The following is a 13276-nucleotide window of genomic DNA, read 5'->3' as shown; positions in this document are numbered from 1 at the left end:
TCACTTATGAATACAGCAACGTTTCAAAGTGAGCTTAAAGGTGGGCGCTTACTTTTCGCCGCCTTCTTTTTAGCACTTGCCAATTTTATGGTCGTACTGGATATGACCATTGCCAATGTTTCTGTGCCCCATATTACCGGAAGTTTAGCAGTATCAAGTTCTCAAGGGACTTGGGTGATTACCTCTTATGCCGTTGCTGAAGCCATCTGTGTACCTTTAACCGGTTGGCTTGCAGGACGTTTTGGTGCTGTTCGGGTATTTACCATCAGTCTGATTGGCTTTACCACATTTTCAATTCTTTGTGGCTTATCCAATAGTTTGGCGATGTTAGTGATCTGTCGTATCGGACAAGGTTTATTTGGTGGTCCAATCATGCCACTTAGTCAAACTTTGTTGATGCGTATTTTCCCACCCGAAAAACATTCCCAAGCAATGGGGATGTGGGCAATGACGACGGTTGTTGGACCGATTCTAGGCCCTATTTTAGGTGGTACGATCAGTGATAACTGGTCATGGCATTGGATTTTCTTTATCAATATTCCAGTGGGTGTGATCTGCGCTGTTGGGGTGATGCGTCTATTAAAAGTTGCTGAAACACCAATTGCTAAACTCCCGATTGATACCATTGGCTTAACGCTGCTGATCGTTTGGATTGGCGCACTACAGTTAATGCTCGATTTGGGGCATGAGCGGGATTGGTTTAATAACAGCTTTATTTGTATTTTGGCTGTGATTTTGGTGGTTGGATTTATCGCCTTTTTCATCTGGGAATATTATGAAAAACATCCCATCGTCAATATACAAATTTTCCGATACCGTGGCTTTACCATCGCAACAATCTCATTGGCTTTTGCTTTTGCGGCATTCTTTGGCAGTATTGTGCTTATTCCACAATGGTTACAGATTAACTTGGGTTATACCGCATCTTGGGCAGGTTATCTGACTGCGACAATGGGCTTTGGTAGCTTGATGATGTCGCCTGTGGTTGCCAAACTTGCGACTAAATATGACCCAAGAGCCTTGTCCAGTTTTGGGCTGATGATTTTGGGTGGCGTCACATTAATGCGTTCATTTTGGACCAGTGATGCTGACTTTATGGCACTGGCATTACCACAGATTATCCAAGGTTTTGCGGTACCATTCTTCTTTATCCCACTGTCTAATATCGCTTTAGGCGTGGTACGCCCAGATGAAGTGGCTTCTGCTGCAGGTTTGATGAACTTTATGCGAACCATGGCAGGCGCAATTGGCGCATCTATTGCGGTGACCATTTGGGATGATCATACCAAGCTGGCACGCAGTGAAATCGTGTCGACTATGCATGTTGAGGAAACACAACGTAACTTGGTCAACAGTGGCTTTAGTCCTGAAATGGCGTTGGGTACCATTTCCAACTTGGTGGATAAAGAGGCTTTAACGCTTTCGGTTAATCATGTGTTTTTGATTTTTGCGATGATCTTTATTTTTGCAGGATTGATTATTTGGTTATGTCCAAAACCGAAAGGGAATGTCGGCGCAGGGCATGCACATTAGAATTTAAGTTGTATAGAAGCCTACTGAAAAGTGGGCTTTTTTATGGCTGTAATTAAGATGAAGCGAGACTATTTTTTGCCATTTTATCTATTGATCAAGATCAGGGTATAATACAGCGATTGTGTACCGCGATGAGTAATATGTATGAAGCCTGAATTCCAGCAAGGAAAAATTAAACAATACGATGCCGATAGAGGCTTTGGCTTTATTGGTGGACTTGAGCAAGATATTTTCTTTCATATTTCTGATTTTCCGCTTGCAGAGGGTGAGCCAAAGCGAAATGAGAGAGTTAAATTTATCGTTGTTGAAAATAACGGCAAGTTAAAAGCAACCAAAATTGAGCGTGTTGAAGATCAATCAGCAAAAGCCAAAAAGACCAGAATTGTTGAAAACAATAAGTCGATTACCAATAATTTATTGTCTAATTTTAGAAAGTAATAGGCGTATAGATTTAGGCCATTTTATTTTTGGGTTATTGGATTGTAGTTTTTTAGATAAATCCCTTTAATTGAAGGGATTTTGTATGAGGGGAATTGGTTTTTTAATATAAAAATATTCCATTACGCTGCTAAAATCTCAGTTTCCCTTTTTTTAAGAGGTGAATGTTGCAAATTTTAGATAGTATTGGATTCGCAATATTGCTTGCTGAAAATGAAGTGCAAGAACGGGCAATTGGAAAAGATTAAATAAATTTAAAAAGAAGAACAGCAATGCAACCCTACAACAAAAACTTAAAACAACTGTCTCGTGATCTTAGAAATAATATGACGGATGCAGAATTATTGCTTTGGTCAAAGTTACGGCGTAAGCAAATTTTAGGTTTACAGTTTTATCGTCAGAAACCGGTTTTAAATTACATCGTCGATTTTTACTGTCCTGCTATAAATTTGGTGATTGAATGCGATGGTGGGCAGCATTATACAGATGAGGGTTTAGAAGCTGATCGTATCCGTGATGAAGCATTGACTCAGCAAGGCTTAGTTATCTTAAGATTTGATAATGGAAAAATTTTGCTGGAAGTTGATAGTGTGATTTCGAAGATTTTTGATGTGGCGAGTCAGCATTTAGAATCCCCCTAAATCCCCCTTTGATAAGGGGGACCTGCCGTGAATTGGATGATGGTCGTCGATTCGAGCTATTCCTCTCTTTTTAACGGGAGGTTAGGAGGGATTGAGTATTTTAGAGATCATCAATCAACTTAAACTCTTCATCAATTTCCTTTAAAGAATAATGTAATGTTATTAGAAGCCCATTTTCTTTAGTTTTATACTGAGCAAAAAAGATAGGATTAGCTAAAGTACTTTTAGTGTGACTAAGATCAATATAACTAACTTCATCGCAATCAGGCTCTCGGCGAATAATTTCCGCTAACCTCTGTAAATAAGGTGAGTATTGTTGATATTCTGATCTCAATGTTGATGGATCAACAGCTAAATGACCAATAGATGCTATTGAATATTTGTATTTTATATCAGTTGGAAACTTATCCTCTATTTGTATCACTTTGAAATAAAAAGAATTAGATTTTAATTCTATTTGAAAGTATTTAATTCTTCGCCCTTGTAATGTTTTCATTACTTGCTCTATTTCATCTTTTGGAGTTTTTAATCCAAAATAAATGGCTTTTACTGCTCTGTAGTCATATGTATTTAAGCCTTGATTTTCTGTAATAATTCGCAATTCATTTTCATATTCCCATCTTTGCGATTTGAAACCTAACATGATTTTAATTAAAGCATCAGGATTATTCTGATCTAAAATTTCTGAAAAATTTAGGGCAGGAATTTGAGTTGAATATTGGACATCAAAAAATTTATGTTTTGTATTTTGCTTTGAGATCAACCTTTCTAAATCATATTCAATACAAAAACCTTTATGGCTATCTGCATAATGTGCCCAAAGAAGTTCATCATCATAACGTTTACTTAAAGAAAGTATTCCAAGCTTAGTATCTTTCATACTTATAATGTTTTTTAAACTTTGTTCAATTAAAGTTATATTAGTACTTTGCTGAGAAAAAATATTTTTAAAGTTATTAATTTGTTGTTGATAATCTTTAATAGATATAAACCCTTCGCAAGGATCATTGAGTTGCTTGGTATTTGAAGCCCAAAACTCATTATTCATTAAAGATTTTAAATCTCTTTCAAATGCCCCACCACGATATTTGTATACAAGCATACGTTAATTTCTTTTAGATTATATAATTCGTATTTATATATTTGTTTTGTATGAAAATACAAGAGTAGTATTTGTTGAAATCTACTCCTTACAATCTCCCTTTCTTACACTTCGTTTTAAAGTAATACTTTAAAACTTGTTCAGGGACGAGCTTTCACGTAATTCAATCGAGACGCGCAGTTCCCCTCTTTGAAAAGAGGGGTTAGGGGAGATTTAAATAAATCTAAGCAATCGAATCATCCAAATTCGGCGCTAACCAACGTTTGGCTTCATCCAAAGTCCAATTCTTACGCTTTGCATAATCTTCTAGTTGATCTAACGCGATTTTACCCACGTTAAAGTATTCAGACTGTGGGTTGGCATAGTAGAAACCACTGACACTTGATGGTGGCCACATTGCAAAACTGCTGGTCAATTGCGTACCAATCTTATCTGTGGTGCCTAACCAATCAAACAAAGACGCCTTTTCAGAATGCTCAGGGCAAGCTGGGTAGCCCGGTGCAGGACGAATACCGACATACTTCTCCTTAATTAATTCTTCATTAGAGAGTTGTTCATCTGCCTGATACCCCCAGAACTCTTTACGAATACGTTCATGTAAATGTTCTGCAAATGCTTCAGCAAAACGATCACCCAATGACTGAGCAAGAATGGCGGAGTAATCATCCCCTTTGGCTTTATACTCATGCGCCATTTCTTCCGCACCAAAAATTGAAACGGTAAAACCACCCAAGTAGTCTTCGGCTTGTGCTTTGGTTGCAACAAAATCAGCCAAAGACAAATTCGGTTTACCTGTGACTTTATCTGATTGCTGACGAATATGCTGGAAGGTATGGGTTACAGATTGACCATCTTCATTAAAGACCTCAACAGAGTCTGCGTCTGAACGATTTGCAGGATAAATCCCAAAAACGGCACGCGCATCGAAACGTTTATTGTCAATAATGTCTTTTAACATCGCCTGAGCTTGATTATATAAATCAGTTGCAGCTTCACCAACAATCTCATCGTGTAAAATTTTTGGGAATTTACCCGCCAAACTCCAAGAAATAAAGAATGGTGTCCAGTCAAAATATTCCACCAATGTATCAAGTGGATAATGGGTCAAGGTTTGCAAACCAATAAAGTTTGGTTTTACTGGTGGATTGGCGGCAAAGTCAATTTTTAGACCATTTTCAATGGATTCTGTATACGACAATTTAGCTGCTTTCGGTTGCTTATTGGCAATACGCTCACGTACTTTTTCGTATTCAGCACGATGTTCATCGACAAATTTAGGTTTCATTTCAGGAGACAGTAGGGTGGTTGCAACACCCACCGCACGAGAAGCATCGGCAACATAGATCACTGCATCATTTGAGTATTGCGGATCAATCTTTACTGCGGTATGTGCTTTCGATGTGGTTGCGCCACCAATCAACAGTGGGATTTTAAAACCTTTGCGTTGCATTTCTTTTGCAACAAATACCATTTCATCAAGTGATGGGGTAATCAAACCTGATAAGCCGATAATATCGACTTTTTCATCAATCGCAGTTTGTAAAATTTTCTCGCAAGACACCATGACACCAAGGTCAACAATGTCATAACCATTACACCCCAGTACAACACCGACAATGTTTTTACCAATATCGTGTACATCGCCTTTTACAGTCGCCATCAACACTTTACCTTTGGATTGGCTGCCTGTTTTCTCAGCTTCAATGTATGGGTTTAACCATGCTACGGCTTGCTTCATCACGCGTGCAGATTTGACCACTTGAGGTAAGAACATTTTACCTGAACCAAATAAGTCACCGACCACATTCATACCATCCATCAATGGACCTTCAATCACATCAAGTGGACGTTTGGACTTTAAGCGGGCTTCTTCAGTATCTTCATCGATAAAGCTGGTAATCCCTTTGACCAGTGCATATTCAAGGCGCTTTTCAACAGGTTCATTACGCCATTCAAGGTTTTCAACTTGTTTTTGAGCGGCACTTTGACCACGGTACTGTTCAGCAACTTCAAGCAATTTTTCTGTTGCATCTTGACCGCTGTCACCTTGATTTTGGTTAAGAATGACATCTTCAACAGCGGCTTTCAGCTCTTTAGGAATATCATCATAGATGGCCATTTGACCCGCATTGACAATTCCCATGGTCATGCCTTGTTTGATGGCATAGTAAAGGAATACAGAGTGAATGGCTTCACGCACAGGTTCATTGCCACGGAAAGAGAACGATACGTTCGACACACCACCAGAAATCATGGCATGTGGTAAGTTTTGTTTAATCCAGCCTGTTGCTTCAATAAAGTCCACAGCATAGTTATTGTGTTCTTCAATCCCTGTTGCAACAGCAAAAACGTTCGGGTCAAAAATAATGTCTTCCGCAGGAAAACCGATTTCATTCACGAGCACATCGTAAGAACGCTTACAGATTTCACGTTTACGTGCGGCAGTATCTGCCTGACCGGTTTCATCAAATGCCATCACAATGACAGCTGCACCATATTGACGACACAAACGTGCTTTATGGACAAACTCGTCATAACCTTCTTTTAAGGAAATCGAGTTAACAACAGGTTTACCTTGTACACATTTTAGCCCTGCTTCTATGATTTCCCATTTAGAGGAGTCAATCATGATCGGTACTTTAGAAATTTCAGGCTCAGATGCAACCAGATTTAGGAAATGTACCATCGCATTTTGCGAATCGAGCATTCCTTCATCCATATTGATGTCGATGATTTGTGCGCCTGAAACCACTTGTTGTAATGCAACATCAAGTGCTTCGGCAAAGTTTTCTTCCCGGATTAAACGGAGGAATTTTTTAGAACCCGTGACATTGGTACGTTCACCGACATTGACGAACAATGAGTCGTCATAAATATTAAATGGCTCTAAACCACTGAGGCGACATGCAGGCTTGATGTCAGGGATTTTGCGTGGTGGGATGTCTTTAACCGCATTATAAATAGCACGAATATGGTCAGGCGTAGTACCACAACAGCCACCAGTGATATTGATCAAACCACTTTCAGCAAATTCTTTTAAGAAAGCTGCTGTTTCTTCTGGTGTTTCATCATAGCCACCAAATGCGTTCGGTAAGCCAGCGTTTGGATGCGCTGAAACAAAAACATCGGCAACATCTGATACCGTTTTGACATGTGGACGCATGGCATCTGCACCCAAGGCGCAGTTAAATCCAATCGACAATAAATCGCCGTGACGCACAGAGTTCCAGAATGCTTCTGCAGTTTGTCCTGTTAAGGTACGACCAGAGGCATCGGTAATTGTGCCGGAAATCATCAGTGGTAATTCACGGCCAAGCTGTTTAAAGACTTCTTTTACTGCAAAAATTGCTGCTTTACAGTTTAAGGTATCAAACACCGTTTCAATGAGAAGGATGTCTGCGCCACCTTCAATTAAAGCATGCGTGGCTTCAATATAATTTTCTTTGAGTTCATCAAAGGTAATGTTACGAAATGCTGGATCATTCACATTTGGTGAGATAGAGCAGGTACGTGATGTTGGCCCCAATACCCCAGCGACAAAACGTGGTTTGTCAGGGGTTGAGTATTTTTCACAAGCAGCTTTGGCAAGACGGGCAGCTTCAAAGTTAATCTCATGGACTAAATCTTCCATGTGATAGTCAGACATTGAAACCCGTGTGCCGTTAAAGCTATTGGTTTCAATAATGTCAGCACCAGCATCTAGGTAAGCTTCATGAATGCCTTGAATAATTTGTGGCTGAGTTAACACCAAAAGGTCATTGTTGCCTTTTAAATCAGATGCCCAGTCAGCAAAGCGCTCACCACGGTAATCAGCTTCTTCCAGTTTATGGCGTTGGATCATAGTTCCCATTGCACCATCAATAATTAGGATGCGTTTGGCAAGAAGCTCTTTTAACGTGGTAAGCGTGGACATTAAAACTCTCAATAAAATCGGATTTTAAAAATAGCCGATATGTTATCAGAATGTAGACTTTCAAGGTACCAATCTTGACACACTTCCTGATGACAGATTTTTGATCTAGACAATTTAAAAAAATTCAAATAATTCATTCTAAAAAATCATGCATTTAGGGTAATACATGATTTTTTTGCACAAGCCTAAAAAAATGTTGAAACTTCAAGTTTAAGTGTTAACTTAATCACATAATTTATTATAAATGTGAGATAAAACTATGAATAAGGTCTATAAAATCGTTTGGAATGAATCTTTAGGCACTTGGTGTGCGATTTCTGAGGTATCTAAGACACGGGGTAAACGATCTTCTGCTAAAACAAATGTTGCAGGTGCGTTATTGGCAGTTTCAGCATTGACTATGTCAGGTATGACCGCAGCGGCTGACAATTATGTGAGTGTCAATGATGGTGGTACGCAAAGCGGTAATTATAATAATGATGGAGCTGTTGCGAGTGGATCAGTCGTCATTGGACCTGATTCAAGCAGTATTGGAGCTTCAGGTGTAGCAATTGGAAATAATGCCGATGTGACGGGTTTACAAGGTGTTGCGATTGGTAATAATGCGCAAGCAGGTTACCAAAGTATAGCATTAGGTTTTGATACTGTAGCTACAGCTTTTAATAGTATGGCACTCGGTAATCGAGCAATTGCCTATACTGACGGTACAACTTTGGGGCAAGGTACTTATGCCAATAAATTAGCCACAGCAATGGGTAATGGTGCATTGGCAGTCGGTCAGGAAAGTACAGCCTATGGTTATAGTGCACTCGCAGGTACAGATTCTTTTAGTCAACCTTCAGCAGGTACTGACCCAGATACGATTGGTAAAGCTTATGCCACGGCTATGGGATCCAGAGCCAAAGCCAGTGCTCAAGGTTCTACAGCAGTAGGCGCAGGAAGTGTGGCTGAAGTTGATAATGGCATTGCTCTTGGAGCAAATTCAGTAGCAAATACTGGAGCCGGTGTAGCAGGTTATGTGCCAACCAGTGCAAATCAGTCACAAAAAGATGCAATAAATGCAACTCAATCTACATTGGGTGCAGTCAGCGTAGGTAGTGTGGGTAATACACGTCAAATCACAAATGTCGCTGCTGGGACAACAGATACTGATGCTGTAAATGTAGCACAACTGAAAGCGGTTCAGTCAGCCACAGAAACTCATTATTTTAGTGTTAATGATGAGGGTACTCAAGCTAACAATTACAACAATGATGGTGCGACGGGTAAAAATGCTTTAGCTGTGGGCATTGGCGCTAAGGCGGTTGGTGAGAATGCAATTGCTATTGGTAATGTCACCAGCGATGCTGCAAATAGTATTGCGATTGGTAATAATAATTCCCTAAGTAATAGCGCAAGTTCTAGTACTGCAATTGGGCACAATAACAATGTTACAGGTAATGAAGCTATAGCTTTAGGTGCTAACAATACTGTAAAAGATTTCTCTGGTGTTGCAGTAGGCAGTTATAACAATGCCGAGGGATATCGTTCTATTGCAGTCGGTGCGGAAAATAAAACTAAAGGTCAATGGTCTTCTGCATTTGGTGTTTGGAATATCGCTGAGGGAGAGCGAGCTACAGTTTTAGGTGCCAATAATACAATCCAAGGTCGTCGTGCTCTAGGTATTGGTGTCGCTAACGAGATTTCAAGTGCAAGTGAATATAGTTCAGCTGTTGGTGCATTTAATAAAATTATAGACAGTATGAAGTCTCTGACTGCGGGTTTTGGTAATACGGTTACTGGTGGTGAGAAAAATAGTGTTCTCGGGAACGAAAATACACTGAATAATGCCAAGAATACGACTGTATTAGGCAATAAAAATACAGTTGCTCAAGAGAATACTCAAGTCCTCGGTAATAATGTCATAACAACTCAAGCCAACAGCGTTGTCTTGGGGAATGAATCGACTGACCGTGCTGCAACTACTATAGATAAAGTGACGATTAATGGCGAGGATTATGCCTTTGCAGGTGTGGGTTCAGCAGCCAATGGCGTCGTCAGTGTGGGTAAAGTGGGTGGTGAACGTCAAATTATCAATGTTGCTGCGGGTGAAGTTAGCGCGAGTAGTACGGATGCAATCAATGGCTCACAACTTTATGCTACTAATAAAGCTATCGCAGACAGTCAAACCCACTATGTCAGTATCAATGATGGTGGTACGCAAACTGGAAATTATAATAATGATGGCGCAAAAGGGAAAAACTCGTTAGCCGTCGGGATAAATGCAACTGCATTTGGTGAAAATTCTGTGGCTGTGGGAAGCAATAATATATCTAATGGAAATAACACAGCTACATTAGGTTCGAACAATAAAGCTACATCAGGTAATTATACCAATTCATATAGTGTTGCATTAGGTGTATTGAATGAGTCTGATAATGGTACTGCTGTAGGATATAACAATAAAGCAGGAATGGGGGACGTCGCACTTGGAGCAAATAATGTATCAACAGGTGGGGATTCGATTGCTGTTGGATATTATAACTCAAGTCTAGGCAACCAATCACTCAGTGTTGGGATGTATAATAATGTTACAGATGGACAAAGCTTTGCGACTGGTTTTGGTAACCGTATTGAAAATAGTGCTGCAGTAGGAGGATACACTGGTAGTTACAATGTTATATCTGGTATGTATAACAGCATATCTGAAGGTAGTCGTAATAGTGTTTTGGGGAGTAATAATACATTAAAAGATATCAAAGATACTTCTATATTGGGTAGTAATGTAACCGTTACTCAAGATAATAGCGTCATATTAGGAAATGAATCTACAGATCGAGCAGCGACTTCTGAATCTAAAGTAACCATTCTTGGTCAGGACTATGCCTTTGCGGGTGTAGGTTCTGCTAGTAATGGTGTGGTCAGTGTCGGTAAAGTCGGTGCTGAACGTCAAATCATCAATGTTGCAGCGGGGCAACTCAGTGCAACCAGTACCGATGCAGTGAATGGTTCACAACTCTATGCGACCAATCAGGCAATTACCGAAGTTGGAAAATCGGCAGCGACAGCAAAAACTGAAGTTGTAGAAGGTGACAACATTGTTGTGACCGAAACTCAAGGTAAAAATGGTCAAAGTATTTACAACGTTGCAACTGCGAAAGAAGTGAGTTTTGACAAGACTACTGTGGGTACGGTGATCACCGACAGCGCAACAGGTAAAATCACAGGTTTAACCGCGGGTGAAGTCAGTGAGACCAGTACAGATGCAATTAATGGTTCACAACTTTATGCAACTAATAAAGCCATCGCAGACAGTAAAACCCATTATGTCAGCGTCAATGATGATGGTGTACAAGCAGATAACTACAACAATGATGGTGCAACTGGTAAAAATGCACTGGCGGTCGGTGTAGGGAGTAAAGCAGCAGGTGAAAATGCTGTAGTGATTGGTTATAACAACAATGTTGCACAAGACAAAACGGTTGCATTAGGCAGTTCAATCACTACGACCCAAGCCAACAGTGTGGTCTTAGGTAACGCATCCACAGATCGTGTAGCTACTGTTGTAGATAAAGTCAGCATTAATGGCGAGGATTATGCCTTTGCAGGTGTAGGATCAACAGCCAATGGTGTCGTCAGTGTCGGTAAAGTCGGTGGTGAAAGACAAATCATCAATGTAGCTGCAGGTGAAATTAGTGCCAGTAGTACAGATGCTATTAACGGTTCACAATTACATGCCACAAACCAAGCGGTTGAAAAACTTTATGCTGGTGCAGGGGATACGACTCATTATGTGAGTATCAATGATGCTGGTAACAAAGCGGGTAATTATAATAATGATGGTGCAAGTGGAGCGCTTGCTGTAGCAGTAGGTGTTGGTGCGAGTGCAAAAGGAGATGGTGCTACTGCGCTTGGTCTTAATTCATCAGCCAAGAGTAAAGATGCGGTTGCGATTGGAACGGATACACGTGCCGAGCTGGAAGGTAGTGTTGCTCTTGGTAAAGGCTCAGTTGCTAATACTGCGGCGGGTATCGCTGGCTTTGATCCATTGACAGGGTTTGGTTCTAGCAATACTGGGAGTACATGGCGAAGTAGTGCAGCAGCATTTTCTGTGGGAGATGTCTCAAGGGGGATCACTCGTCAAATTACTGGTGTAGCAGCGGGTACGGCAGATACAGACGCGGTCAATGTTGCACAATTAAAGGCTGCAATGTCTAAAGCCAATGAAGCTAAAGGTTCTACAGAAACTGTAAGTGCAGGTAAAAATACTGAAGTAACCAAAACCACTAAGGCAGATGGCTCAACCGATTATCAAGTTGCAACCAAAGATGATGTCAGTTTTGATTCGGTCACGGTGGGTAATATTAAGGCTGATTCACAAAACAATACCATCAGTGGTTTGGCTGACGGTAAGGTGAGTGCTGATTCTGATCAAGCCATTAATGGTAGTCAATTGCATGACACCGCTGAAAGTGTTGCAAATGCATTGGGTGGAAATGCAAAAGTTAATCCAGATGGAACGATCAAAACCAGTAATATTGGAAATACAGGTAAAGACAATGTACATGATGCGATTGCTTCAATACATGGACAGGTTGCCGGTGCTAAAACCAGCGTGTCTGCAGGTAAGAACACGGTTGTAAACAGTAGCACCAATGCGGATGGTTCAAATAACTATCAAGTGGCTTTAGCAGAGGATATTCAGTTAAATTCTGTTACTGCGAATCAAGTCACAGCACAGCAAGTTACAGCGAATAAGGTCAGTGTGGGTAAAGTCACGATTGATGGGACAACAAATAAAGTCAGTGGTTTAGCAAATGGTGAAATTAGCTCAAGCTCTACGGATGCTATTAACGGTTCACAATTACACCAAACCAATAGCAGTGTGGCGCAACACTTAGGTGGCGGTTCCACACTGAACAAAGATGGTTCGATTGGTGCACCGACCTACAATGTCGCAGGGGGAACCTTCCATAATGTAGGGGATGCCTTGGGCGCTATAGATACTCGGGTAAGTAATCTGGAACAAGCTTTCTATGACACCAATAAAAACATGGATGACTTGCGTAACGATACTTATGCAGGTATCGCAGGTGCGATGGCGGTAGGTAACTTACCACAACCCACTGAAGCGGGTATGAGTATGGTTAGTGCGGGTGTTTCGGGTTACCGAGGTGAAACTGCTGTGGCAATCGGGGTGAGTGCCATTACTGACAGCAATAAGATCGTCTGGAAAATGGGTGCTTCTGCTGACAGTCGTAGCAATATTGGTGGTGCCGTGTCTATGGGTTATCAGTGGAAATAATTTTAATTAGACACAAGTATTCAATTTACATTCAGGATCAGCTTTCGGGATGGTCTTAAGTCAAAAACTCAGTGTTTACAAAACGCTGAGTTTTTTATGCAACTTAGACATTGAAAAGTACACGATGGATTGGTGTGTTAATGCAAGCTTTTCACAATGTGTGAACCTTTGTTCGGATGATCGCTTTATGGGACTGCCACATGCAATGAAAGGCGATTTATTGCTGATGTTGGGTACTTTAGCGAAAGGCAGATTGTTGGGGTTAAACTTGTATAGATTTGATAAATAGGGTTTATGGGAAAATATTTAAAAATAAACTTAACAGCATGTTTGTTTTTTCATCAATTTGTCATAAATTTCATGAA

The 13276-nt window shown here is 40.4% G+C and carries 6 protein-coding genes; 4 read left to right on the top strand and 2 right to left on the bottom strand.

The features are described 5' to 3' along the window. Nucleotides 1-6: 6 nt before the first annotated feature. The 3 genes from L3V46_RS17535 to L3V46_RS17525 all read left to right on the top strand — a co-directional run bounded on the left by L3V46_RS17535 (nt 7) and on the right by L3V46_RS17525 (nt 2612). Nucleotides 7-1533 carry a DHA2 family efflux MFS transporter permease subunit gene (locus L3V46_RS17535; protein WP_239046375.1) on the top strand — a complete coding sequence of 509 codons (1527 nt, stop codon included), beginning with the start codon at nt 7-9 and terminating at the stop codon, nt 1531-1533. A gap of 144 nt (nt 1534-1677) precedes the next feature. Beyond that, a complete protein-coding gene (locus L3V46_RS17530) occupies nt 1678-1971 on the top strand; it encodes a cold shock domain-containing protein (RefSeq protein WP_004819352.1) in 294 nt (97 codons plus the stop codon). A 272-nt stretch (nt 1972-2243) separates the two neighbouring features. Then, nucleotides 2244-2612 (top strand): endonuclease domain-containing protein, encoded by a 369-nt coding sequence (locus tag L3V46_RS17525; RefSeq protein WP_239046374.1) that lies wholly within the window; start codon nt 2244-2246, stop codon nt 2610-2612. A 100-nt stretch (nt 2613-2712) separates the two neighbouring features. Here the strand turns inward: L3V46_RS17525 and L3V46_RS17520 are convergent, their stop codons facing one another. Both L3V46_RS17520 and metH read right to left on the bottom strand, forming a co-directional pair. Further along, on the bottom strand, nt 2713-3714 hold the full coding sequence (locus L3V46_RS17520; RefSeq protein WP_239046373.1) for a DUF2971 domain-containing protein: 1002 nt from the start codon (nt 3712-3714) through the stop codon (nt 2713-2715). Between the two features lie 223 nt (nt 3715-3937). Beyond that, nucleotides 3938-7627, bottom strand: coding sequence for a methionine synthase (gene metH / locus L3V46_RS17515; protein ID WP_034611049.1), 3690 nt, complete (start codon nt 7625-7627; stop codon nt 3938-3940). A gap of 259 nt (nt 7628-7886) precedes the next feature. On the opposite strand from metH, the gene L3V46_RS17510 reads away from it, so the two are divergent. Continuing rightward, a complete protein-coding gene (locus tag L3V46_RS17510; RefSeq protein ID WP_239046372.1) occupies nt 7887-12911 on the top strand; it encodes a YadA-like family protein in 5025 nt (1674 codons plus the stop codon). Nucleotides 12912-13276: the final 365 nt, after the last annotated feature.

Source organism: Acinetobacter sp. AG3 (assembly GCF_022343575.1).
Lineage (GTDB): Bacteria > Pseudomonadota > Gammaproteobacteria > Pseudomonadales > Moraxellaceae > Acinetobacter > Acinetobacter guillouiae.
The sequence above is the reverse complement of the archived record's forward strand: the minus strand, read 5'-3'. Positions and strand labels throughout refer to the sequence as shown.